The sequence below is a fragment of the Winogradskyella forsetii genome, assembly GCF_013394595.1.
GTDB classification, from domain to species: Bacteria; Bacteroidota; Bacteroidia; order Flavobacteriales; family Flavobacteriaceae; genus Winogradskyella; species Winogradskyella forsetii.
In genome coordinates, this window is record NZ_CP053348.1 from 3,714,406 (window position 1) to 3,741,313 (window position 26,908).

Sequence of the window (26,908 nt, forward strand, 5' to 3'; positions counted from 1 at the left end):
GAAAAAATTGAACATATAAAAAACCACAATTTCAATAATAGAGATTGTGGTTTTTTTAATTAGGATTAATTAAAATAATATTGCTCGCAATATTCAGTGTAAAACGTTATATAATTTATTTTTTGTAATTAGTCATGGTTTGAATAGCACATTAATTTTTAGCTAAGATATAAGCTTCGGTCAAAGTCAGCTGTTTCTGTATTTATTATTGGTTAAAACAGCTATGATTTTCGTTAACTAGTATTTTTATGTTTTTTTCAAGGTTAAAATGTTAATGTTTTACCTTATTATAGCTCACTTCAACTTTAGGTTGCATTTTTAGAACTGAATGTTGCGAGTTAGCACTAGGCTTTAGGTCTAGAGTGTAATTTTCAAAACCTTCCTTTTCCGCAATAATTTGATAATTTTCAAAAGGTTTTATTTTAAAATGATAGGCGGCATCAACATTTGTCTTTTGACGTTCAATTTCTTGTCCTTCACTATTTAACAGTACAACAGTTACATTTGGTAGAATCTTACGGTCTTCCGTAGTTATGACACCTTGTAGTTCTTTGTACAGCATTTTAGCTTCAAAATGATACATATTATAAGTGTTACTCTTCTTGGCTTTATTAGAAGAAAAAACACCGCTTTTAGTATTGATCATAACAAAGGCTATTTCATCTTTATCTGAATTAACGGCTCTACCTAAGTTTCTCGGTGCCGTATAAACACCATCTAGTCGATTAGAGATAAAAATATCATAACCTCCCATACTCTCATGTCCTGTTGAAGAAAAGTACAATTCTTTGTTGTCCTTTGAGGTAAATGGATATTTTTCGTCTTCAATGGAATTGATTTTATTACCAAGATTTACTGGAGTTCCTATCCCTCCATCTTTATAAATTCTAGCCATATAAATATCAAAACCGCCAAAACCGCCTTCCATATTTGATGAAAAATATAAGAATTTACCGTCTGCAGATACATGTGGACTTTCCACGGAATAATCATTACTGCTTATAGCCAATTCTAATTCATCAAACCATTTTCCAGGCGCATTTCTTCTCAATTCTGCTTTATACAACTTATAATTCGAGGTATTATGTATATCACTACGTGTGTAATAAATGGTATTTTCATCTTTAGAGAATGCCACTTGGCCTTCATTTGCTTTCGTATTTAAAATTCGGCTAAACCAAGATGTTCTAGAAAAATTGCCATTCTTGCCAACATCTAAATAGTAGAGATCCGTAAAAGGTTCATTCGTTTTTGAGTCAATTCCTGGACCGAACGCTCCAATAGTTTTTGAAGATACAATCACAAGTTTTTCTCTAAACATGGAACAGGCAAATTCTGAATATTCAGAGTTTATTCTAACGACATTGACATCAAAAGCATAGCCGCTTTTATTCAAGTCATCAACTTCTGTTGGTTTTACGGGATCTGTTTTGTGATACGAACTGTAGGCACAAAACATAAGTGCCAAAAGCACCTGTAGTGTAGATTTCATAATGTAGGGATATATGGATTAATTATAATGAATTTACAAACTAAGGCCTCGAAACAAGAAATTTAAAAATCATATTAGATGAGACCCATGATTGTTCGACAATCATGAGCAAAATGTTAATTTCTTCGATGAAATTCAGGTTAAATTATGAGGCGTTAAGACGTAACAATTCCTCTAAGTAAGTTCTAGAATTGGATAAACGCGGTACTTTATGCTGGCCTCCAAGTTTATCATTTTCCTTTAACCAATCATAAAACAAGTTCGTTCTAGCACTATGGATTTTTGGTTTGTTTAAGGTCATATTATTAAAACGTTTAGCTTCATAATCCGAGTTTAAGGATTTTAAAGCATTATCGAACAACTCTTCAAAATAAGCCATATTTTCTGGAGGTGTTTTAAATTCAATAATCCATTCATGTGCGCCTTTTTCCTTGCCTTCCATAAATACTGGAGCTGCCGTATAATCAACAATTTCAGCGGATGTACGTTTGCAAACATTTTTCAATGCTCTTTCAGCATTTTCTATAATCAATTCTTCACCAAACGCATTGATATGATGTTTAGTGCGACCAGTAACTTTAATGCGATGCGGACTTAAGCTCACAAACCGTATAGTGTCACCAACTTTGTAGCGCCATAACCCAGCATTAGTTGTAATGACAACCGAATAGTTAGTGTTTAGCTTTACCTCGCTCAACGGAATAGCAATTTGCTGAGGCGTTCCATAACAATCCATGGGAATAAACTCATAGAAAATCCCGTAATCTAACATCAACAATAAATCACTGGAATTATTTTGATCTTGAATGGCAAAAAACCCTTCAGATGCATTGTAGGTTTCATAATACCTGAATTTATTGGAAGGTAAAATAGCCTTATATTGCTCGACGTACGGGTTAAAACTCACACCGCCATGAAAATAAACTTCAAGATTTGGCCAGATGTCAAGAATACTATCTTTTCCTGTTTTCTCTAATACGTTGTTGAGCAATACTAACATCCAAGATGGCACACCTGCCAAACTCGTTACGTTCTCGGCAATCGTTTCTTCAACAACAGCCTCCATCTTGGTTTCCCAGTCGCTCATCAGCGATACTCTGTTACTTGGTGTACTACTATACTCAGCCCAAAATGGCATATTATCTATAAGTATCGCACTTAAATCGCCGAATGCCGTTCCATTTTCCCGGTATAATTCCTTACTGCCCCCCAAACGCAAACTTTTTCCGGTAAACAATTGCGCATCCTCATTATTGTTTAAGTACATACAAAGCAAATCTTTACTAGCTGCATAATGGCAATCTTCTAAAGATTCATAACTTACAGGAATAAATTTACTCTTTGCATTGGTCGTCCCACTAGATTTTGCAAACCACTTTATGGGGCTTGGCCAAAATATATTGTGCTCACCACCTCTTGAGCGTTCAATTAAAGGTTGAAATTCTTCATAATTTACAATTGGAATACGTTCATTGAACGCTCTATACGTTTTTATGGAATCGAAGTCATATTTCCTGCCAACCTCAGTGTCTTTTCCAACTTTCAACAAGCTGAAAAGCAATTCATTTTGAACTTCGTTCGGGTATTTTAAAAACAGTTCTATTTGGTGGAATCGTTTTTTCAAAAACCAGGAAGCAATAGAATTTACAATAGGAATTGGCATAGATTGGCTATCTTTAGCCGTTAAAACGGCATTTGGCAAATGTTTGTTTTACGTATTTAGTTTTCTAAATTTGAAAAGTTAAATTTACTAAAATTCTTTCATGGTTTACTCAGGAGTCCTCACAAAAATGCAAACGGAATTTTTAGAGCCCATTCAATATTACTTGGTCTTTGAGAATGATTTTATTCATATGAATCAGTTACTGAACAAGCCCATTAACATGAAACTTATTGGCCATCAATGTTTAAGCTGTGGATTAGATAGACCGATTTATCGTCAAGGCTTTTGTAAAACCTGTTTTTTTGATAAACCTTTTGCAGGCGATTGGATTATGAGACCAGAATTAAGTACGGCACATTTAGGTAAGGAAGACCGAGACTTAGATTACGAAAAGAAAGTACAATTACAACCGCATATTGTGTATTTAGCGAATTCAAGTAATATAAAAGTAGGCGTGACCAGAAAAAGCCAAATACCAACACGATGGATAGATCAAGGCGCACACGAAGCTGTTGAAATCGTAGAAGTTCCCAACCGATATTTAGCTGGAATCACGGAAGTCGCTCTAAAAGATCACGTTGCTGATAAAACCAATTGGCGAACGATGTTGAAAAATGACATTAAGGACGAAGATTTATTGGAATGGCGCAGGAATTTAAAAACCTATATTCCAGAAGAAGCCCAACCTTATTTTATGGAGAACAATACAGAAACGCATCTTCATTTTCCTGTGGAACGTTACCCTGTAAAACCTAAAAGCCTTAACCTCACTAAAACACCGAACTACTCCGGAAAATTAGTGGGTATAAAAGGCCAATACCTCATTTTTGAAGATAATACGGTTTTTAATGTGAGAGCGAATGAAGGTTTGGTCGTGGAATTACAGTTATAAATGCTGTTAGAGTTCCGTTAAAAGTCTTTATTATTTTTTGAAAATCATCTATCTTATAAAAAAAGACTTTGAATTATGAAATCTTCACCTTTTCCTTACATAATAATAACGACCTTATTACTGATTACCGTTACCATAATGGCGACGTTAAATTTTCCGTTTTCTTGGGTGTTTTATTTAACCGTCATTGGCCAAATAGCCGTAGTGGTGATGGTATACAAAACCTTAAAAGATAAATATACAACCGATAAGACGTTTGAGCATTTTTATGAAGATCGCCCTATTGAACCTTCAGGATTTAAAGCCGAGAATGAATTAGAGGATATAAAACTCTAAAATTGAGATTTTAATTTTGCTTGAGGTTACTAAGTCTCGGTTGATAAAATGAGCTGCTAACTATAGAAGGTATTCTTTTTCGCTAATGAGGTTCATCTGTATTGAATCTACTTTTCTTACTTAAAATATGACAATAAATCAGATTTTTTAGAAGCAGATACCATGATTTCCTTTCCATTACTCAACACCACGCTTCCACCTTTACCTTTCACGTACTTTACAATTTCATTCACATTGACCAAATAGCTTTTGTGGACTCTGGCAAAATTGGCATCCTTTAAACTTTCTTCAATATATTTCAAAGTTTTACTGACCAGTTTCTTTTTATTGTTGTTCAGGAATATTTCAGTATAGTTATCATCAGCTTTACAGTACATGATATCTGCTGTTTCAATCACTTCAAAACCATTCTGTTGCGGAATGGTAATTTTGCCATTTACGGAATTAGTCTTTGGCACCAAAACCTGATCTTGAAGAGCCTCTTCCTTCGTTCTAATTTCTGTGACATAATCCACAGCTTTTATCAATTCATCAATAGATATCGGTTTCATTAAGTAATAGGAAGCATGCGCATTTAAAGCATCTATCGCGTAATGATTATAAGCGGTTACAAATATGGTTTCAAAGTCGATGTCGCCAACTTTGTCCAATAAATCAAAAGCATTACCATAAGGCATTTCTACATCTAAAAACACCACATCCAGATCATTGTTTCTAATTAAAATCAAGGCTTCATCAACATTGGCAGCTTCGCCTAAAATTGAAATATTTGGACAGTATTTGGTCAAATAATTCCTTAGAATTATTCTACTGTTTTCTTCGTCTTCTACTATGATTGCGTTTAGTTTCATATTCTATAGTTTGAAGCACGAAGTTGGAAGCATGAAGTTACTTCCAACCTCAAACTTCGTGCTTCATGCTTTTTTTTAATCCTTTCTTAAAGTCACCACTACCCTTGTTCCCACATCTTCCAGATCCTGAAAATCGGCAATCGAAACATCTACTTTATCTTTATACATTTCATTCAAAATAGCGACTCGTTTTTTAATATTGTTCATCCCTTTAGAATTCTGCTTTTTTTGGTGATCCGTTTTTAAAGCTTTAGAACGTATTCTGCCAATGCCATCATCTATAATGGTAATGGTAATTTCATCCTTGGATTTCGGTTCTATATTGATATTCAAATGGCCTTTGTCCGTTTTGTAACGCAGGCCATGCCAAACCGCATTTTCAATATAGGGTTGTAATAGCATTGGTGGAATCTGAAATTCTTCAACATCAATAGTTTCATCGACGTCTATGGAGTAATCAAACTTATCCTGAAATCTAAAATGTTCGAGTTTGGTGTATAGGTTCAACAGTTCAATTTCCTTTTTCAAAGGAATAAAATCTTCTTCGCTATTTTCTAAAACCGCTCGCATTAACTGCGAAAAATCAGATAGATATTTGTTTGCTGTACGTTCGTCATTGGTGGCAATAAATGTATTTACAGAATTGAGAGCATTAAAAATAAAGTGCGGATTCATTTGGCTTCGCAAAGATTTTAAAGCTAGTAAATTATTTGCCAAGCGTTGTTGCTTTATGTATTTGAACATTAAAAAACCCGTGATTAAAAGCAACACTAAACCTCCTATTAAGGAATAAATAATGAGTTGTTGGCTTTTGTTGCGCTCTTGGGTTAATTCATAGGTACTTTTAGATAAAGCTCTGTCACTTTCTAAAGTTGTGATTCGGTTTTGCTGCTCTGCGATATTCCTGCTAAAACGTGCTACTTGTGATATTTCCTGGATTTTTTTAGCATATAATTCGTCAACCGTAGTAATATGTTCCGCTAACATTTCGTAGCCTTTTTTGGTTTCACCAATTTCAATTAAAATGTCGGATAATTTTCTAGTCGCATCTTTTTTAACTTCTAAATCTTCCTTTTCACTGGCCTCCTCAATACTTTTTTCAAAATAAGGAATGGCATTGTTTAATTCATTTTTAAGAATGTAAGCCGTTCCAATTTTATAGTTCTGTTTTTGTGAGGTAATAGTACTTTCATTGGCAATCACAGAATCTTTTTCAATATCCTTTATGCCTTCAATGGCTTGTTTTCGTAATACGATTTCATCTTCATAATCCGCATTAGCACTATTGAATTCTGCCACCTTGATTTGTTCTTCAACAGCGCGTTTTTTATTTTCTTTTTCAGCTAAATTCAAAGAATTACTAAAATAGGCTTTTGCCTTATTTGTTTGCCCTTGATCACTATAGACCTGTGCCATTTTAGAATTTAAATCCGTAACTTTTGGCGCTATTAAGTGTTTTCGTGCTACTTCCAGACCTTTTTCATAAGCCTCTATCGCTTTGGGAAAATCCTTCAATTTCACATAGACATCGCCCATTCCTTCGTATAAAACCGTTTTGTCGTAATTAGATAAGGACTGTTCTTCTATGGTTTTATAGACCCCTAGACTAATATCAAAATCGTTATTGCTAAGATAAGCGCGTGCCAATTTGAGCTGTGCGGAAGCCGTTTTCTGATTTTGAATGCTAATTTTGTAAGCCGAAATTGCTAAATCGTACTGTTTCCAATACTTATAAATATCACCTAATAATTCATGCGCTTCGGCACTTTGTGAGGTATTTATATCCACATCCAAAGCATCACCAATAAATTTTATGCTCTTCTCTGCATCTTTCTTGAGATAGACATCTGCGGAATCTATCATCTCGTTGAAGCGTTTAAAATCGCTATCAATCTTGGAACGTCTACCATATTGTTTAGAATCTGTTACCCTTATGGTTATGCGTTCATTAGAAGTTATGGTATAATAAATGGTTTCAAATTCGTCATGGGTAATAATAAGCTCATCTCCAATTCTAGCCTTAATGTTAAAAGAACCATCTAAACTGGTTCTTGTGTATCTACCACCATTTACCAAAATTTCAACATCCCTGTATGGTTTAAAGGAGTTTTCTTCATAGACAGAGCCTCGTATATTAAATTCAGCCTCATCAGCTCTTCTATCTAGCTCATTTTGCTGTCCGAAGGCTAACAAACCAAGCAGGAAAAACAATAATAAAAGACAATATGGTTTAGAAACTCTCACTTCAACTTTTTATTTCTTGGACTAAACTTACATACTTTATTTGGTATCAAAAAATGGCCAACCTGATTTTGGGTTCAATTTTTTCATTAAATAGCAAATGCTACTAAAATTATAGACGACTTTACGCATTCAAATAGCCACTTTACTCATTGTGGGTTTTAGTTCGTCTTTTTTCGACAGAGCTTTACAAAAATTAGAAACTAGACCGCTTTGCTGTTAGAATCGAGAATTAAGACTTGATACTTTAAGCGATAAACAATGAGTTTAAAATTTAAAAGAATACCTAATATTAATTGGTCTAGCTCCTTTTCAAATCATCAAAAACTATACAAAACATGAAAACAACCTATCTAGGATTTGTGCTTTTACTATTATTAAGTAGTCATCTCTCTGCGCAACACAAAGGCAACTACAATCAGATTACACAAGATATTTCAAGGCAAAATATTCTAAGCTCCGGCAATGCTCAAATTTACAATCCAACTGTTCAACAACAAATTAACAAAACACTCCATCCAAGTAATGTATTGACGGTTGATGTGAAGGCGCTTCAAAATGCTAGTGCAACCACTTACACTGCGATATTCAATGTGTCTCAAATTGGGCCTTCAGCCGAAAAAACAAATCAACTGATGAAAGCGCGTATGGATAGTATTAAATACCGTTTAAATGCTAAAGGTATCACTCAAAAAAACATAGCGACCGATGTGATTTCATTTATTCCCATTTATGAAGTTGAAGTTACCAAGAAATTATTCAGCAAAACCTATACTGAAGTGCCAAAAGGCTTTGAATTGCAACAAAACATCCATATTCAATTTACTAAAACCAATCAGTTTGAATCCATATTAGAAGCCTGTGCCCAAAGTGAAGTTTACAACTTGGTCAAAGTCGATTATTATATTGACGACATACAGGAAGTTTACAAAAATCTTCAAGACGAATTATTGAAACTTATAGACGATAAAAAAGCATATTATAAAGCTTTAGGTTTTAATATGACTGATTACGATGTTGCTATTGCAGATGATAAATACTGTTATTTCCCGAAGGATTTTTACCAAAGCTACCAAGCCTATAATAGTACTTCGGTTGAAGCTTTAGAAAAAAACAAAGGTGTTACCACAGTGAAAAAGCAGACTTCATATTACTATCAACCTTTAACCTACGAAAATTATGATGTGGTAATTAATCCTTCCATCTTAGAACCTGTGGTTCAGATTGGTATGAATATAAAATTAGTTTTTACACCGAAACCAAAAGAGAAAAAACCAACTCCCATTGTAGAAACTAAAATAGACCACAAATATTATGTGATATCACCAAATGGAACTATTGATGTTAAAGAATTGAATACGAAATAAAATAGATTCAAGACCGCTATGCTTTTAGACTAAAGAATCAAGACTTGGTCCATTAAGTGATAAATATATTGGATGTCAATATTAAAATTATGGTGGTTGAGTAGAATTGTCCCCTAGAGGATTATCGAAATAAAAGCGAAAGCTTTTGTTGAAGATACCGAGCATAGCTCATTAGGGGTGCTTTTCAATAAACATTACTTCAAAAAAAAATATAAATTAAATAAAAAACTAGAAAATATGAAACCACAATTAAAACCCTTAGTCATCGCCTTAGGCTTAAGCACCTTATTGGCTTGCAATGCGAATAATAAAAAATCGAGTATTTCGGATGAATTGATTGCAGAAACCATTATTGAAACCGCATCTAAAACTGAAAAACCTGAAATTAAAGTGGCCTTATTATTAGATACTAGCAATAGTATGGACGGTTTAATAGACCAAGCCAGAGCACAACTTTGGAAAATTGTAAATGAACTCTCATATGCGAAATGTGAAGACGAAAGTCCTAATCTTAAAATTGCCCTTTACGAATATGGCAATGACAACCTTAATGCCGAAGAAGGTTATTTACGACAAGTGTTAGCCTTTAGCGATGATTTGGATGAAATTTCAAAATCATTATTCTCGCTAACTACAAATGGCGGTAATGAATACTGCGGAAAAGTCATTCAAACTGCTCTCAACCAATTAGGATGGGGAGAAAGTAAAGACGATCTAAAACTTATTTTCATCGCTGGAAATGAACCTTATACTCAAGGAACAGTGAACTATAAGGATGCCTCTAAATTGGCGCATCAAAATGAGGTGACTGTAAATACTATTTTTTGCGGCGATTACAATCAAGGTATTTCAACCAAATGGAAAGATGGAGCCGATTTAACACATGGGAATTATATGGCGATTAATCATAATGAGGCAACGGTACACGTGGCTTCACCGTATGACGATAAAATTTTAGAGTTGAATGAAAAATTAAACAAAACTTACGTTGCCTATGGAAGTGCTGGAAGGAAAAAAATGGAAATGCAGGCCGAACAAGATTCCAATGCTATGAGTTATAACAAAGCGAATGCCGTTAGTAGAACAGTTAGTAAAAGTTCAAGATTATATAAAAATAGTTCTTGGGATTTGGTAGATGCTGAAAAAGAAGCCGATTTTTCTTATGAAGATTTAAAGGAAAGCGAATTACCAAAGGAATTAAAAGGAAAGTCTAAATCTGAAATTAAATCTTATGTTGAAAAGAAACGCATAACGCGTGAAAATCTTCAAGATGAAATTGCTGCATTAAATTTAAAACGTCGGGTTTATGTGGCTAAACAAAACAATGATTCCACAAATAACTTAGAAAGCGCAATGCTTGAAGCTTTAAGAACTCAGGCCGAAAAGAAAAATTACAAGTGGGAATAAACTAATTTGGGACAAAGTCCGTAAGTTATTAAATTCCAAATAAAAAAATTCAAATTCCAAAAACAAACTAACAGGTTTGAACTAAAAGAATTATATCAAAATATTAAATATGACTGAACAAAAAGAGGCTCAATTTTCATTGAACCTCTTTTTCTTGTTATACTATATGCTTTTAATTTACCGCAGGACAGTTACATTCATATTTCTCTCTTCTACAATTAAAGTTGAAGCCAAGTGTTAATTGATGGAAACCACCTGTGTTAAAATTCACGGTATTAGCCTGATAAGAATACGTATAGGCAAACACGAAATTCTTATAATCTATTCCTAAAAATGGTGTAATGTACTGTAATTTTTGGCTACTAACACCAGTACCATCTTGAAATTCCGCACCATCTAAACTACGTCTGTAAGATAAACCTCCCCAAACTTTACCAAAATCCATTTCTCTGTAAACTTTAGCATTTATATCTATGGAAGATTCTTTAGTTGCATCTCTATACATATACATTATTGAAGGTTCGTAACTCCAGTCACTACCAAATTTATTAAAGGTATAACCTGAAGATAATAAATAAGTTCTCAAATTTTTAAATTCGAAATCTCCATTTCTATTAAAATTAATTCCTGAATTATCCAAAATATTCTTCGCTGTGAAATGTGCGTAGAAATCTATAAAATGGTACGAGAAACCAAAATCTATATTGAAATTTGTGGCACTTTGTTCTATACCTAAAACGGCTTCATCAAAAGGTGCTCCCGGAACTAACCAACTTGTTTCATCAAGCTTATACTGAAGAAAACCAGCGCTTAATCCAAATGATAGCATATTTAAATCTATCTCATTTCTGGAAAACATTAAATGATAGGCAAACGTTGCGTAGCCACCAACTGTTGAATGGTAACCATTGGCGTCATTAAAAAGAATTCCTCCAATTCCTACAGGAGAATCACCTATTCTTCCATTCATACTCAATGTTTGTACGCTTGGGGCATCGTCAATGCCAAACCATTGTTGTCTTGCGGTTAATCTTATCTTGGCACAATTCGCAACACCTGCCATAGATGGATGGATTAAATAATAATTATCTGTTAAATAATCCGAATAAATAGGAATACCTTCTTGGGCAAAACTAAAATTTGCCAAAAAAGCTAGAAATGCTACTAACCAATACTTTTTTAATTTCATAATTTCTTTATCGTTTCAGGGTAAAATGGGCTCTAAATTCTTTACGTTCTCCTGTCAAAGGTTCGTCGTACTCCACTGTAAACCAATAGCCACTGGTAGGCATGGCGACACCATTGTACGTTCCGTTCCAGCCAGTCCCATCTGGACTGATCTGCTTCAACAGCTTCCCGTAACGGTCAAATATATAAATTTTTGCGCTGCTTCCAATACTTTCTATGTTCCAAGTTTCATTTTGGCCGTCTCCGTTGGGCGTAAAGTACAGCGGATAATCGATTATGAACGCTGGTTCGGTCGCTGTGCCACAGCCGTTCCTGTCCCTTGCCGTGATATGGTGCTGGCCAGGTGACACGTCCGTAAACAGGGTCCCGTCCTGCCATGGCCCATTGTCCAGGCTGTACTCATAGTCCCCTATCTCGTCCCCTGGCACCACTTCCAGAACGTGGCTCTCCGCAAAGTTCTGTGTCAGTACGTTCACCGTTATGCTCGGCGGCTCGCTTTCCATGACTTCCGTGGTATCCTCATTTGTACAGTTGGTCGCCGTGGACGTGCTTATATCGGTAACCAGCACGCTATAGCTTCCGCCTTGGGTCGGCATGATGCTCGGCCCTGTCTCGCCCGTTATCTCTACGCCCTCATAGCGCCACACAAAACCATAGTCCGTTGCCGATAGGCCCGTGTCTATGACCAATGGGTCCAGTATTTCGCTCCCGTCCGTGTTTACGCACAGGGTATAGCTCTCATCCAGGTCGAACTCCGGTAACGGGTTCACCTGTAGGGTGAGCGCTGCCAGGGCATAACAGATCGAAGTGTCCGCGTCCGTGACCGCATCTGGCGTGTCGTTGTCCACCCTTGCATAGATCACTTGTGGGTTCGTTATATTTTCGTATAAGGTCGGCAATGGGTTCACCTTGTCGTCCGCATCTTCTTGGGTGGCATAGTAGGTCACGATGTAGTTCAACGGGTCCTGTCCGTCCAATACCTCTGTGTCCATGTTCGTCAGGTCGAACTGGGTGCTGTCATTAACCGGGTTGCCATCGGTCTCCATTTCATCGTCACAAAGCTCAAAAAGGATCGGGTCCATATCCGGATTGGCCTGTGCGGCCTCCTGTACCTCGATGTTGAAGCTCTGGGTGCTGATGGAACAGCCCGTCCCGTTGTTGGTGATGGTCACGAATATCTGTTGCGGGTTCGCCGTATTGGTGTACGGGCTCACAAGGCCGTTCATCCCTTCTTCCGCATCCGTTAGGTTGTCATGGTAACTGACCGTAAACTGGGCCTCGTCCTGTCCGTTCAGCACTTCGGCGTCCTTGGTGCCAAGGTCAAAAGTGTCGGTGCCGTCGGTAAAGAGCTCGCATTGGATGAAGTCCGTCACAGCGACCACCTCTGGCAACGGGTTCACCTCGATGGTAAAGTCCACCAGGGCATAACAGCCCGTGGCGTCCTTGGTCATCCTTACATAGATCTCCTGCGTTGGTGTCCCTGTATTGGTGTACTGTGTTGGGTCTGGGATTGCGTCCGTGCCCGCGTTGGCAGCGTCCTCTGTCTCGTGATAGGTTATGGTCACCCCGTTCTCACCGTTGCGGATCAGGTCTTCGTTTTCCGTGAGGTCAAATTCTTCCTCGCCGTCTCCCGTGTTTTCTTCGTCACAGCGTTCTATGTTGGGCAACAAATCGCTGGCCGTAGGCGTTGGGTTTGGCAATACCCTGATGGTCAAGGTCGTAAAATCAACACAGCCCGTATCGGTATCGGTGACCACGACATAAAGGGTCTGTGGGTTGGCCGCCAATCCATTTATTTCCATATTGGTGTACTGTGTTGGGTCTGCTATGGCATTTTCCTGTGCCTGGGCATCTGCATTGGTCTCATAATAGGCTACCGACCAGCTGGCATTGCCCCCTGTGATCTCCGTATCCTTTACCGTAAGGTCAAATTCAGTGATCTCATCTCCCGGAACTTCCCCAAGATCGTCACATTCGTTTAATTGTGTAGGCTGCACCGCTTCTGGTGGCAAGGCTACGATCAGCTCGAACATCCCTGTATCGAAACAGGTCGTTATAGGGTCGTACAGGCGTACATAGATCGTCTGTGGGTTACCGTTGTTGGTATAGTTGCCCACATTGATGATAGGGTTGCTTCCTGTTTCTGCATTCGCCGCACTTACATGGTAGGTCAGTTCCACTGCTGTCGGGTCTTGGCCGTTGAGCACTTCTTCGTCCATGGTGGTCAGGTCGAACTGCGCCGAACCATCATTATCGCTATCACAGATCGTGTAAGGTTCTAGGCTCGTTGGTACTTCCGGTGCCGGGTGCACAATAAGCTCCAGCGTGTTCAGGGTAAGGTTGTAACAACCGGTCAGCGTGCTCTGAGACCGTACATAGATCATCTGGTTATTGGCCACGATGTTGGTGTACAGTCCCGTGATCGCATTCTCCCCTTGTTCTGCATCGCTCTGGGTTTCGTGATAGGTAATTACCACATCGGATTCCCCATTGGTTATCTCTACCGTACGGATCTCCAGGTCGAACTCGGCAAAACCGTCATTGTCATCGTCACAGACCTCTATCGGATCAGGGCTTTGCTCCGGTGACGGGATCGGGTTGACCCTCAGCGTTACCGTTACCGTACTGTAACAGCCCGTGATATCGTTCTGTGCCCTTACAAAGATAGTCTGGGAATTGCTCGTATTGGTATAAGGGCTTTCAATTGGGTCAGTCGCATTGTCCGCGTCCAATTGGGTCTCGTAGTACGTTAGGGTAATTCCCGTCTGTCCGTTCAGTATGTCCGCATTGGCATCCTCGAGCGTAAAGGCTTCCTGCCCATCGTCTAAGGTGACGGTATCGCAAAGCTCCAATGGTGCCGGTGTCACCAAGACCGGTAAGGCATTGACTATCAGCTCTAGACTTGTTAGCTTGTAGCAGCCTTCTACCGTGGTGTTGTCTTCTACACGCACCCAGATCGTCTGGTTGAAATCGTCCGTGTTGATATAGGCCAACGGATTGCCGATTGGGTTCATCGCCAGTGCCGCATTGGCCTCGCTTTCATAATAGCTAAGTTCATATTGCACGGGGTCCTGGCCGTTCAGGATTTCTTCCGCTTTGTCCGTTAGATCGAAAGTGGCATAACCATCGGCCGAGATATCGTCACAGACCTCCAATGGGGTCGGCGCCATTAGCTGCGGTGTCGGCTCCACTATCAGCTCCAATACTACTATGGTGGCGCAATCCGTGGCTATGGTAGCGCTCTCTACCCTGACATAAAGGGTCTGTGCATCTTGTACGATGTTGTTATAGCTCGCCGTGGTATCTATGGCGTCCACGCCATTGTTCGCATTGGTCTGTGTTTCGTGGTAGGTTACCGTGAGCCCAGAGGCCCCTCCGGTAATCCCGTTCGCCGTACTGGCAAGGTCGAACATCCCAAAGCCGTCGTTGTCCGGGTCGCAGTACCTCAAGGGTGCCGGTGCAAATGCCACTGGTGCCTGCTCCACGACCAGCTCTAGGGTCGTGGTAGCGGAACAGCCCGTGTTAACGTCCTCGACATAAACAATGATGACCTGGCCATTGCTCGTATTGGTGTACAATGTTGGTAACGGATCTGCTCCCGATTGCAGATCTGCCATGGATTCGTAATAGTTTACCGAATAGTTCGGGTTGTTGCCCGTGACCTCCGTGTTCTTCAGGCTAAGGTCCATCCCGGTGATGCCGTCAGGTGTGCCGTCGTCACAGACCTCCAAGGCTGTCGGTGCCGTTATCGCTGGCAAGGGGTTCACTATGAGTTCGAAGGTCGTTGTTGAAATACAGTTGGTGTTCGTGTTGGTCAGAACGGCTACTACGGTCTGTGGATTGCTAATGTTCGTATAAGGTGTCGTTATCTCGTTTGTTCCCGCGCCTGCATCTGCTTCGTTGGCATAATAACTGACCGCTACATTGACTTGGCCGTTCAATATCTCTGCTGTCTTTGTACTGAGATCAAAGTCTTCTTCTTCGTCCCCTGATAGATTGTCGTCACATAACTCATATGCTGTTACCGTTGTAACCAATGGTTTTGGGTTAACGATGAGCTGTAATGCCGTTGTCGCATAACAGCCCGTGGCACCGTTTTCAATACGTACATAAACCTCTTGGGATCCTGGGGCTGTATTTGTATATGTGGTCGGCAATGGGCCATCCCCCGATTCTGCATCTGCCGGATCGGCATAATAACTGACCGTCATGCCGCTTTGCGAACCTATGACTTCTGCATCTTTTAGACTAAGGTTAAACTCGGCAACTCCGTCTGCGTTATCGTCGCAGACTTCCAGTGCCGTTGTAACGTTTGCTATTGGGTTTGCCACAACTTCCAGCTCGAGTGTATTTACGCTGTAACAGTTTGTGGCGCTATTTTCCAAACGTACAAATATTGTCTGGTTGGTCATGGTTGTATTTACGTAACCATCAAATATTTCCGCATCATCTGTCTCTGCACCTACTAAGCTTTCGTGATAAGAAACCTCTATGCCTGTTTGCCCATTCAGCAGCTCTGCCTCCCTTGTGCTCAAAGGAAAGGCCACAAAACCGTCCATGTCATCATCGCAGACCTGTAAGGCCGGTACGCCGACCAGTGCTGGTAGGGCATTGATGATCAAATCGAAACTCGTGGTCGAGTAACAGCTTGGATAGGCTGGGTCTTCTACCCGTACATAGATAGTCTCTTGGTTGGGCGTGGCGTTCTGGTAACTTGTAGGCAGGTCTCCTACTCCATTTTCAGCATCATCTAGTGTATTGTGGAACGTTACAGAGAAAGTCGCTGGATCTTGGCCGCCCAAAATAACCGCTTCTTGGCTGCCAAGGTCAAAGGTCTCTATACCGTCGTTGCCCGTAGCGTCGCATGCCAGCATATCTAGAGGCGTGTTGGCTATCGCCCTAGCGTTCACCACCAGGTCGAAAACAGGGTCCGGCGAGGCATTGTAACAGCTTGCATCGCTCGCGCTCTCTATCCTTACGTATATCGGCTGCGGGTTCATTGTATTGGTGTATGACAATGGCAACGCATTGTCGCCAGTATCGGCATCGTCGAAACTTAAGTGATAGGTAAGATTAAAATTCGTTGGAGAAAGCGAACCCAAAATTGTTAATGACTGACTGCTGAGATCGAATTCAGCAACCCCATCGTTGTTCTCGTCATCACATAATTCTAAGTCTAAGACTGTATTAATTGTAGGTTGATCTAATGTAGCGATACTAAAACTTGTAGTACTATAGCATTCTTGTGAGTTATCGGCAATACGAGCCCAAATAGTTTGTGGATTTGACACATTTGTATAAGTATTCGGTAATGGACTTAAATTATCAATAGCATCCTGTTCCGAAAAATGATAAGATATCACAAAATCCGCAGTATTTTGACTTCCCAAAACTTCATCATCATTACTTGAAAGATCAAACTCAGCAAAATCATCAGCATCACAAAATTCAATATTTGGTGCAGGATTAGCTATTGGATTAGGTATAAACTGTACTTGAATAGAATCTGAAGTGGTACAATCAGCTGCAAAAACGACATCAACAAAGTATAAACCCGGCTGATCAATTTCTAGTGTAGAATCTGTTTCTCCAATTATTTCCACTCTATCATCTGGTGCATTGACATCAGCAGCATAAAACCATGTATGTGTTGCCGTTGGGGCTTCCGTATCTAAAGTTACAAAATCTCCATTACATTCTGCTGTTCCGGCTTCAATTGTGATATCATCTCCCAATTCGCCTCCTAAAACAAAACTACCCGCTTCTAAAAAAATAGCTGAATCCCATATTGAATCACCTTCATCAGCAACAACTAATTTTATTTCGTAAACAACATTAGGTGTTACTGCAGCGGAAGCTGTTAGAACTACTGTTCGACCTCCATAATTAGTGTCTCCTATATTATAACCCTCAAAATAAGTAGGGTTATCAGTACAGTTTCCAGAATTATTAATATTTGTGACGCTCACCGGTGTTCCGTCAGGTAGAACAGCTAAATTGGTATAAGCTGTTGTACCTACCTCCCGCAATAAAAAAGCAAAACTATCCGCGAAGTTGCATTCTGTATTACCATCATATTCTTCTGACGCCATTAAATATCTAAACTCAATAACACTAGCTGTTGGTACAAAATTAAATTTTACAAATGTAGCATCATTCAAATCCGTCTGACCTAGAGCAGTGCCTAAATCATCATCTCCAGCTTGCCCATTGTTATTAGAAACTAGAGTGTTGTCAATTAAATTCCCAGCTTCTGAAGCCACACCAGTAGTTAAAATAATACCTTCCTCAAAAGGGAAACCAACTGCTCCACCTTTAGTAAAATACCCATAACTTTTGGTTCCAAGTTGATTTGGATTACCATTAACCTGAACCGAAAAATTATCCACGCCAGAACACCCACCCGAAACTAAGACATTTTCAACCAGTTCTTCAAGACTAAAAGAAGATTCAGGAAAAGCAGGATTATTTACTGACACAATAGACTCCAATACATTTACAAATATTATTACAGTGTCTTCACAGCCAACAGGGTTATTGTCTTGAACCGTCAACCTAACAATATAATTCCCAGATGTATTATATGTACTAGAAACATTTTGGCCTGTACCACTACTTCCATTTCCGAAATCCCAACTATATGTCGCATCGGTTCCGTCAACGGAAAAGGAAGCACCTCCTGTAAACTCCACAGTTTCCCCAGGTAATATTTCAATAACGTTAGGCGAAGTTTCTGCCGGATTAGTACTATCAATAGAAGCTGTAATATTTTGGCATTGGACAGCACAAATAATATCCGCTTCCCAGCCAGCAACATTGCTGGACCCACTACTGTTAAATTCAAAAGTTAAACACCCAGAGGTATTACTAGCAGTAGCAGAAACTAGACCAGGAGATAAAACACTAGTATAGGTTCCAATGACATCAGCTGTTACATCATCACCATCATAAACAGTTAATACATCTAAATTAAGTTGCGTGTTGAATTCAGTGAAATCAACCAAAATGAATTCATCGTCATTTTGAGGACAAATAGTGGTAACCAAATTTTCATTATCTGAATAATTACCAAATTGTCCTCCTGAATCGTAAAATTTATCGGGAGCACAGCGGATAAAAGAACCATTTTCCATCAATATGTCTTGAGAAAAACCGAGACATGACCCGAATAAGGCTAAAATATATAGGAGCTTTTTCATAGTTAGGTATACAAACAAACAATCATTATATCGAAAAAAACTTCAACTAAAGTGATTATGATTGCTTTTATTGAGCACGAAATTTAATAAAATTATATTAATTCAATTCAGATAATAGACATAAAACATCATCTAATGGATGAACGTTTCAAATTGATATTTCATACTTTTGCAAATAAAAAGATGACACAGACCAAAATCTCCATAGTTCCAACTTCGAACGAAACTATTATCAAGTTCGAAGCTGATCGATTTTTGACTAATCATAATAGTTTTGAATTCAACAATATAGACGATGCAAAACACTCTCCCCTTGCACAACAATTGTTCTATTTACCATTTGTAAAAAAAGTATATATCGCTTCAAATTTTATTGCCATCGAACGTTACAATATCGTGAAATGGGAAGATGTGCAAAATGAAGTGGCAACGCAGATTGAAGAATATTTGTCCAATGGTGGTGTTGTAGTTACAGAAGAAGCTATAAAACCCAAAGCTGCGGTAACAATTTATGCGGAGAGCACTCCTAATCCTGGTGTCTTAAAATTTGTATGCAACAAAGTATTGGTTCCCAACATGTATGAATTTACGTCTATTGAAGAAGCTAAACCATCTCCATTGGCTACTGCTCTTTTTCAGTTTCCATTTGTAAAAAACGTGTTTATGGAAAAGAATTTCATTTCCATAACAAAGTTTGATATTGTTGAATGGGAAGACATCACACTTCAGCTTAGGGAATTCTTAAAATCTTATGTTGAAGAAGGCAAAACCATATTAAATGATGATGCGCCAAAACAACTCAACAAAACGGAAGCAGCGATTGAGCAAAAATTTGAAGCTTTGGATGATACTTCAAAAAACATAATTAATATTCTAGAAGAATATATAAAACCTGCTGTTGAAAGTGATGGTGGAAATATAGAATTTAAGTCCTACGATGCTACAACTAAGCAAGTAGAAGTCTTATTACAAGGGGCTTGTAGTGGCTGTCCTTCCTCTACTTTTACTTTAAAAAATGGTATAGAAAATATGTTGAAGGACATGTTAAATGATAATACTATTACTGTTAATGCCATAAATGGTTAGAAATTTATTAATTTTAAAGTGACCTATAAGAATTATAGGCCTCTTATTTAATAATAATCTTTAAAACCTAAAAAATTATGGCAGTATTAAAAGTAGTAGAAATTTTATCCAATTCTGATAAAAGTTGGGAGGACGCCACAAAGAAAGCCGTCAAAGAAGCCTCGAAAACGGTAAAAAACATTAAATCTGTTTATGTAAAAGAGCAAAGCGCCATTGTAAATGGAGGCAATGTAACAGAATTTAGAGTTAATTTAAAAATGACTTTTGAAGTTAAATAGCATAAACTTATAATTTAACATATAACTCGGTTTCATGTTTAGCCGAGTTTTTTCTTTAAACCTTAAAAATTAATTAAACCAGCATGGAAACGCAAAAATGGATAGATCAAGGTTATAACCTTATTGTTGAATATACGCCAAAAATAATCGCTGCAATTCTTATTTGGATTATTGGAAGTTGGCTCATCGGAGTCCTTGTTAGAATTGTTAAGAAAACAATGAACAAAGCAGAATATGAAGAAAGTTTAAAAAAATTCTTGTTAAACTTAATAAAATGGTCTCTAAAGATAATTTTGTTTATTGTTGTTTTAGGTACTGTAGGTATTGAAACTACAACCTTTGCTGCCGTTATTGCTGCTGCAGGGTTAGCAATAGGGTTAGCATTACAAGGATCATTAGCAAATTTCGCTGGTGGTGTATTAATATTGTTGTTAAAGCCTTTTAGGGTAGGTGATTGGATTTCTGCCCAAGGTGTAGATGGAAGCGTAAAAGAAATTTCCATATTCAATACCAGATTAATTACATTCGGAAATCAGGAAGCTGTAATACCAAACGGTAAATTGTCCAATGATAATATTATCAACTATTCCTCATTAGGAATTAGGCGTGAAAACTTAACTTTCGGAATTGGCTACGATGACAATATTAAAGAGGCCAAAGATATTTTACTTGGTCTGGTAAACGAACAAGAAACCGTTTTACAGGAAGAAGATAAAGTGCCGATGATTTTTGTTGGAGAACTTGGCGATAGCTCGGTAAATTTGTCATTAAGATATTGGGCTAAAAATGAAGATTTCTGGGCCATACGATGGCATGTGCTTGAAGAAGGAAAAGCAAGGCTAGAAGCTGCTGGCATTTCTATTCCATATCCACAAAGAGATATTCACCACCACAATTTAGATGAATTTAAAGTTTCGAAATAAAATCATTTTGAAATAAAATCCTTCAAATAATAAGGTTCAAAATAAGCGACATCTTCGGTGTCGCTTTTTTTGTATTTGAATTCTGCTAAAAGAGCCATCTCATTAGCAGAAGGTAATTTTCCTTCTATAAATACTGCATTCGGATGATGAATAAGCGTTTTTGTTTTATTAACGCCGTTTCCTACAAAATACACTTTTTTAGATTCAAGCAGCTCTGAATAGCTTTCCTCCGTTAGGATTTCGGCTTTAATTTCTCTTTGTAATTCTAAGTTTTGATTATAAACTGCCGAATACACTTCCATACGTCTGGCATCTAACATCGGAATTATAAGGCCATCTTTCTCTTTTACTTGATGCGCCAAACTTTCTAAAGTTGAGATTGCAATTAACGGTTTGTTCAATGCATAACACAATCCTTTTGCAGAAGATACTCCTATTCGTAAACCCGTGTAAGAACCTGGCCCTTTACTTACGGCAATAGCATTAATTTCAGAAGGTGCTATTTTAGCTATTTTAAAAACCTCATCAATAAAGACATGCAAAGTTTCGGCATGGGAATAGCCAAGACTATTATCTTCCTTTAAAACTAAAGTCTCTCCATCCTTGGACAGAGAGACCGAACAATTTGTTGTTGCTGTTTCTATATTTAGCACTAATGCCATTTGGTAGTTTGTGGTTAAGTTGAAACTATCTACATTAAACTATCCGATTCATTTAATCTTCCTGTTCTTCTGAAGTTTCTGGATTTTTATTTGTTACTTCTACCAGATCACCAGGATTCAAGTTTTTGGAAACCATGTTATAAGGACCTGTAATAATCTTATCCTCTTTAGTTAAGCCTGAAACAATTTCAATATTAGTATCATCTTGAATACCTGTTTCCACGACTTTCAATTTTGCTTTTCCATTGTCATTGATAAATACACATTCAAACTTCTGTTCTTCTTTTTCTAAATCGTCAACTTCATTACTTACCGTTTTGCTGTAAGGTTTTTTTGTGGAACTTGTATCGGTCTTAATCACAATGGCACTAATTGGAACTGAAATCGCATCTTTTTGTATTTTAGTAATCACATCAACAGTTGCAGTCATTCCAGGTCTGAAAGGCGAATAGGTTTCTGGTTTTCCATCCGTTAAATCTTTATACGATTCTTCAATGATTCTAACTTTAACTTTAAAATTAGTGACCTGATCTGCCGCTAAAGTTCCTTCTGCTGAATTTGCTATTTCCGTAACAACACCTTTAAACTCTTTCTTTAAATAAGCATCAACCTCAACAATAGTAGAATCGCCAATGGCTACTTTTACAATGTCATTTTCATTGACATCAACTTCAACTTCCATGTTTTTTAAATTGGCCACACGCAGAATTTCCGTTCCTGCCATTTGCTGTGTTCCTACCACACGTTCCCCTAATTCAACATTCAAAAGTGAAATGGTGCCACTCATTGGTGCGTAGATGGTTGTTCTATTTAAATTATCTTTAGCTTCGTTTACAGTTGCTGCAGCACTTTGTACATTGTAATAAGCAGAATTTTTACCTGCAATGGCGGTTTCATAAGCTGCAATAGATTGGTCCCAAGTAGCTTTAGAAATCACACCTTTTTCAAATAGTGTTTTGTTTCTATCGTAATCCGCCTTGGCCTGTTTTAAATTGGCTTCTGCTTGTTCTAAACCAGCTCTTACATTTTGATAGGACGCTTGTGAGCGATTAACGGCCGACTGAATTAAATCTGGATTTACACGCACTAACAAGTCTCCCTTTTTAACCTCCTGTCCTTCTTTAAAAGGCAATTCCAGAATTTCACCAGAAACTTCAGAAGAAATCTTTACTTCAACTTCCGGCTGAATTTTCCCTGTTGCAGATACGGTTTGCACAATATCTCGAATAGTTACTTCTTTGACAATAACTGCTTTAAAATTTCCTTTTTTCCCAAACCATCCCATTTTTGATCCAGCGACCAAAAGAAGGAGTACAAGGACGACGATTCCTATAATGATTTTTACTGTTTTGCTCATAGTTAAAACTTTAATTCAGTTGCAGGAATACCGAAATACAATTCGAGAACCTTTAACTTAAAAATATAATCGTATTTAGCACGATTCAATTCAATATTAGCATTGTCGAACCGTTGTTTAGATTGGCTAAAATCGAAAGCGTTGGTTAACCCTACATCATAACGCTCTTTTGCATAATCATATGCCAACTCTTGGGATTCTACGGCTAATTTTGCCGCTTCATAAGATTTCAGAGCGCCTTTGGCATCTACATAAGCTTGATACACCGTGGATTCCAAATCTAATTCAGTTTGCTCCAATTGAAATTTAGAGCGTTCTAAATTGACTTTACTTCTTTTAATGTTGCCTTTAGTTGAAAACCCATTTAAAATAGGAATATTTAACTGCAATCCATAAGCAATTCCATCATTTAGATATAACTGATCTAAAAATGGATCTGCACCTACTATTACGTTACTTGTGTTAGGAAATTCACCTATGACAGCTTGACCTGTACCTTCTACGGTACCAATTTGCTGCGTTACTGTCGGGTTATTTGGATCTATTCGCTGATCGAAAGAAGTTGCATCTGTGTAACGTGTGTCATAGCTAAAAAATGCTGACAAGGTTGGATAATTGGCGCTCTTAGCTATTTGTAGATCTTTTTTGGCCAAGGCCACATTCTGTTCAGCAATCTTAATTTCGGAACGTGTTTCTTTGGCTTTCGCTACGATTTCTGAAACGGTTTTCTCTGAAATACCATCATCTACAACATTATATCCTTCATCTTCTATATCGAAATTTTCGTAATCTTTAATTAATAATAACTGTGCTAAACTAATTAAAGAAATCCGAATATTGTTTTCCGCATTTATAATGGATTGCTGTTCGCTGGCATCTGTGGCTTTAATTTCTAAAAGATCACCTCGTGGTAAAGACCCTGCATCCACTAATTCTTGTGTTCTTTGGATTTGTGCCTTAGTCACTTCATTCTGTGATTTAAAGACTTCCAGATTGGCCTTGTTCAATATTACTTGCAAATAGTTATTTGCAACAAACAAAGATATATCATCTTTCATTTTATCAAGACTGTATTGACTTGCTAATTTAGAAATGTCTGCACGCTGTAATTGTCTAAAGTTGCGAAGACCATCAAATAAGGTATATCCCATGTTTATTCGTCCTGTAACAGACAAAAACGTTGTTGTTTGTGCATTATTAGTTACGGGGTTAAAACTTAAACCTGTATTTTCTGAGACACCTCCACCAGCATTTAAACTCGGTATAAAATTTCCGATGGCAGTTAACTTATCTACATCTGCCAAATCCACATCCAGTTCACTTTGCTTAACAGAAATATTATTTTCTAAAGCATATTCTACACACTCCTTTAGCGTCCATTTTTTATTTTGTGCATTTGCCGAAAAACCTAATAGTATTGCAGCTATGATAATGATTGATTTTTTCATAATTAACTATATGTCTTTACACACCCGAAAGTGTTACATAAATATTAAAAAATTATTGTTGTGCATATTTTGGAACGCCTTGTACCTGATTCCAAACTTTAATTTTATCGTCTTTGGAAATACCACTTTTCACTTCGACAAAAATACCATCGCTTATGCCTAATTCCACATCCTTTCTCTCAAATTCTTGATCGCCAACTTCGACTTCAACGTATGGTTTTTGTGTGTCTTTGTCATATTGAACAAGAGCTTCTTTTATGGCTAATACGTTTTCTGCTTTTTCTAATATAATAGACGCATTGGCGCTTAAACCTGCTCTTATAAATGTTGAATCCATTTTTTTGAGGGATCCTTTTATTTCGAACTGAACCGCTCCGTTTTCAGCAACCCCTTTTGGTGCTATATAATCTAAAATAGCATCGAACTTTTTATCTTCTATGGCACCTACCGTAATTTCAAGAGGTAAACCTTCTTTAATTTTTCCAACTTCACTTTCATCGACCTTACCTTCAAAAATCATTTGTTTAACATCAGCTAGTGATGCTATTGAGGTACCCTCGTTGAAATTATTGGCTTCAATAACTTGATTTCCTGCTTTAACTGGCACATCTAAAACCATTCCTGAAACTGTGGCTCTCACTTGCGTTTGTGCTGTGTTTCCTAAACCTGAAGTTGTTCCTGTTTTAATAATATCATAGTTCTGATTGGCAGAATTCACATTTATTTTGGCTTGTTCAACACTTTGTTTAGTTTGAAGATATGAATTTTTAACACCTTCAAAATCATTGGCAGAAATCACACCTTTATCAAACAAGGCCTTTTGTCTATCGTAATTGGACTGCTGTGTTTGCAAATTTATTTTAGCCGTTTGAAGCGCCGTTTGATTAGAAGCAATATTGTTTTTAGCACTTGTTAAACTTGAGGCATTCGGAATCACTTTAATCTGTGCAATTAAATCACCAGATTTCACATATTCGCCAGCTTCAATAAAAACTTCTTCAATCACTCCAGAAATGTTTGGCTTGATTAAGATTTCTTCCTTAGGAACAATACTTCCTGTTGCTACAGTTTTAACAACGATAGTTTGTTCCGTAGGGCTTTCTGAGGTATATGTTATTGGATCTTCTTGATTTTTTTTCCACAGATAAAATAGGGCAGCACCAAATACGATAACGATAAGCGCTAGTATGATGACGGTTTTTGTTCTTTTCATTTCTTGATAGTTATAATTGGTTGATGAATTAGTTTGTTTTTGTTTTATTCGATTCTCAAGGCATCTACAGGTTTCATTTTTGTGGCGCTATTAGCTGGGATCAATCCTGCCAACAAACCTGAAACTACTAATATTATTAAAGCTGTGAACACTACTTGCATACTAACACTTGGATTTGCGAAATTTTGAACAGGCCCTACGTTATCCAATATCGTGTTCATTACCCAAATTACTAAGGCAGCAAACGAAATCCCAACCATACCAGATAATATGGTCAAAATTAAACTTTCCTGTAAAATCTGGGATTTTATAGTCCAAGGACTTGCGCCTAATGCACGTCTGACTCCAATTTCTTTTGTTCGTTCTTTTACTACGATGAGCATAATATTACTAATACCAATGATGCCAGACATTAAGACCAATGCGCCCACAAAATAGCCAACTATTGTTAAAATAGAAAACAAACCATTGACACGTTCAAATTGCTCTGATAAATCGAAATGGCCAATAGCCCTATCATCTTCGGGATGAACTTTATGTCTTGACTTCATTAAGTCGAAAACTTGTTGTTTTAGTGTTGTTATAGATGTGCCATCATTAGCAGTAATGGCCATCCAACCCACATTTTCCCCTCTATTGAAAGCTTGACTGAAGGTGGTAAAAGGGATGTAAATGGTGCTCGCATCCTGCTCAGAATCCCCTTGGCTATTACTCATTTTAAATGTACCTACGACTAAAAAATTGACGCCGTTTACTTTGATGTAAGTTCCTAAGACATCCTCATTTTTATCGTACAAACCCTTTACAACACCTGTACCTATTACACAGATTTTACGTTTAGCTTCTATATCTGAGTAACTTATAAAACGTCCCTGTAGAATATCCAATGGTTGTTGCTTTATAAACTCAGGATAATCACCATAAATTTCAAATGCTCCGGTTTTTGTACCTCTGATTACGTTGTTTGCACCTCTAAAACCACCCAATTGATTTCTAGGTGACACGTATTTTAAATTTGGTATTTGAGATTTTATAGCGGCAACATCACCAATTTTATAATTAAAGTAACGTCCTTTTGGTAAACCTTTATAGGGCTTAGATGTCCCTTGAGTCCACATAAACATTGAATTGGTTGCAAAATCCCCAAAATCTGCAGTGACACCATTTTTAAGTCCATTGGTCAAAGCTAGCAACAGTACCAAAATGGTAATGCCCCAAAATACGCCAAACGCTGTTAAGAAGGTTCTAAACTTATTTGCGTTTAAAGCCTCCAGTATTTCTTCCCAACGGTCTCTACTAAACATC

At 37.7% G+C, this 26,908-nt stretch carries 18 protein-coding genes; 7 read left to right on the plus strand and 11 right to left on the minus strand.

Annotated elements, in window-relative coordinates:
* Positions 1-271 precede the first annotated feature (271 nt).
* Positions 272-1,492, minus strand: a complete 1,221-nt coding sequence (locus HM987_RS16005; RefSeq protein WP_179009031.1) for a carboxypeptidase-like regulatory domain-containing protein — start codon at positions 1,490-1,492, stop codon at positions 272-274.
* Between the two features lie 145 nt (positions 1,493-1,637).
* Positions 1,638-3,155: a GH3 auxin-responsive promoter family protein gene (locus HM987_RS16010; RefSeq protein WP_179010104.1), complete on the minus strand. Its 1,518-nt coding sequence runs from the start codon at positions 3,153-3,155 to the stop codon at positions 1,638-1,640.
* A gap of 100 nt (positions 3,156-3,255) precedes the next feature.
* Between HM987_RS16010 and HM987_RS16015 the strand changes: the two genes are divergently transcribed.
* Both HM987_RS16015 and HM987_RS16020 read left to right on the plus strand, forming a co-directional pair.
* Complete coding sequence (locus tag HM987_RS16015) at positions 3,256-4,047, plus strand: DUF2797 domain-containing protein (RefSeq protein WP_179009032.1); 792 nt, start codon at positions 3,256-3,258, stop codon at positions 4,045-4,047.
* A 75-nt stretch (positions 4,048-4,122) separates the two neighbouring features.
* Positions 4,123-4,383, plus strand: coding sequence for a hypothetical protein (locus HM987_RS16020; RefSeq protein ID WP_179009033.1), 261 nt, complete (start codon positions 4,123-4,125; stop codon positions 4,381-4,383).
* Positions 4,384-4,499: 116 nt separating this feature from the next.
* Here the strand turns inward: HM987_RS16020 and HM987_RS16025 are convergent, their stop codons facing one another.
* Both HM987_RS16025 and HM987_RS16030 read right to left on the minus strand, forming a co-directional pair.
* On the minus strand, positions 4,500-5,234 hold the full coding sequence (locus HM987_RS16025; protein WP_179009034.1) for a LytR/AlgR family response regulator transcription factor: 735 nt from the start codon (positions 5,232-5,234) through the stop codon (positions 4,500-4,502).
* Between the two features lie 75 nt (positions 5,235-5,309).
* The gene (locus HM987_RS16030) at positions 5,310-7,478 is read right to left on the minus strand and encodes a tetratricopeptide repeat-containing sensor histidine kinase (RefSeq protein WP_179009035.1); all 2,169 of its coding nucleotides are present in this window, start codon (positions 7,476-7,478) and stop codon (positions 5,310-5,312) included.
* A 335-nt stretch (positions 7,479-7,813) separates the two neighbouring features.
* Here HM987_RS16030 and HM987_RS16035 point away from each other — a divergent pair, with 335 nt between their 5' ends.
* Both HM987_RS16035 and HM987_RS16040 read left to right on the plus strand, forming a co-directional pair.
* On the plus strand, positions 7,814-8,842 hold the full coding sequence (locus tag HM987_RS16035) for an SIMPL domain-containing protein (RefSeq protein WP_179009036.1): 1,029 nt from the start codon (positions 7,814-7,816) through the stop codon (positions 8,840-8,842).
* Between the two features lie 237 nt (positions 8,843-9,079).
* On the plus strand, positions 9,080-10,249 hold the full coding sequence (locus HM987_RS16040; protein ID WP_179009037.1) for a VWA domain-containing protein: 1,170 nt from the start codon (positions 9,080-9,082) through the stop codon (positions 10,247-10,249).
* A gap of 172 nt (positions 10,250-10,421) precedes the next feature.
* Here the strand turns inward: HM987_RS16040 and HM987_RS16045 are convergent, their stop codons facing one another.
* Positions 10,422-11,438: a PorP/SprF family type IX secretion system membrane protein gene (locus HM987_RS16045; RefSeq protein WP_178987389.1), complete on the minus strand. Its 1,017-nt coding sequence runs from the start codon at positions 11,436-11,438 to the stop codon at positions 10,422-10,424.
* A 7-nt stretch (positions 11,439-11,445) separates the two neighbouring features.
* Positions 11,446-18,636: a choice-of-anchor L domain-containing protein gene (locus HM987_RS16050; protein WP_229724485.1), complete on the minus strand. Its 7,191-nt coding sequence runs from the start codon at positions 18,634-18,636 to the stop codon at positions 11,446-11,448.
* Positions 18,637-18,819: 183 nt separating this feature from the next.
* Here HM987_RS16050 and HM987_RS16055 point away from each other — a divergent pair, with 183 nt between their 5' ends.
* From HM987_RS16055 to HM987_RS16065, 3 genes are all read left to right on the plus strand, one after another.
* Complete coding sequence (locus HM987_RS16055; RefSeq protein WP_179010108.1) at positions 18,820-19,722, plus strand: NifU family protein; 903 nt, start codon at positions 18,820-18,822, stop codon at positions 19,720-19,722.
* Between the two features lie 77 nt (positions 19,723-19,799).
* Positions 19,800-20,000, plus strand: coding sequence for a dodecin family protein (locus HM987_RS16060; RefSeq protein ID WP_179009038.1), 201 nt, complete (start codon positions 19,800-19,802; stop codon positions 19,998-20,000).
* A gap of 83 nt (positions 20,001-20,083) precedes the next feature.
* A complete protein-coding gene (locus HM987_RS16065; RefSeq protein ID WP_179009039.1) occupies positions 20,084-20,923 on the plus strand; it encodes a mechanosensitive ion channel family protein in 840 nt (279 codons plus the stop codon).
* A 2-nt stretch (positions 20,924-20,925) separates the two neighbouring features.
* On the opposite strand, the gene tsaB is transcribed toward HM987_RS16065, so the two are convergent.
* From tsaB to HM987_RS16090, 5 genes are read right to left on the minus strand one after another with little or no spacing between them, the layout of a single operon-like run.
* On the minus strand, positions 20,926-21,585 hold the full coding sequence (gene tsaB / locus HM987_RS16070) for a tRNA (adenosine(37)-N6)-threonylcarbamoyltransferase complex dimerization subunit type 1 TsaB (RefSeq protein WP_179009040.1): 660 nt from the start codon (positions 21,583-21,585) through the stop codon (positions 20,926-20,928).
* A 52-nt stretch (positions 21,586-21,637) separates the two neighbouring features.
* Positions 21,638-22,942 (minus strand): efflux RND transporter periplasmic adaptor subunit, encoded by a 1,305-nt coding sequence (locus HM987_RS16075; RefSeq protein WP_179009041.1) that lies wholly within the window; start codon positions 22,940-22,942, stop codon positions 21,638-21,640.
* A 2-nt stretch (positions 22,943-22,944) separates the two neighbouring features.
* Entirely contained in the window at positions 22,945-24,390 is a 1,446-nt protein-coding gene (locus tag HM987_RS16080; protein ID WP_179009042.1) for a TolC family protein, read from the minus strand.
* 52 nt (positions 24,391-24,442) lie between these two features.
* Positions 24,443-25,603, minus strand: coding sequence for an efflux RND transporter periplasmic adaptor subunit (locus HM987_RS16085; RefSeq protein WP_179009043.1), 1,161 nt, complete (start codon positions 25,601-25,603; stop codon positions 24,443-24,445).
* A 44-nt stretch (positions 25,604-25,647) separates the two neighbouring features.
* Positions 25,648-26,907 carry an ABC transporter permease gene (locus tag HM987_RS16090; RefSeq protein ID WP_179009044.1) on the minus strand — a complete coding sequence of 420 codons (1,260 nt, stop codon included), beginning with the start codon at positions 26,905-26,907 and terminating at the stop codon, positions 25,648-25,650.
* Position 26,908: the final 1 nt, after the last annotated feature.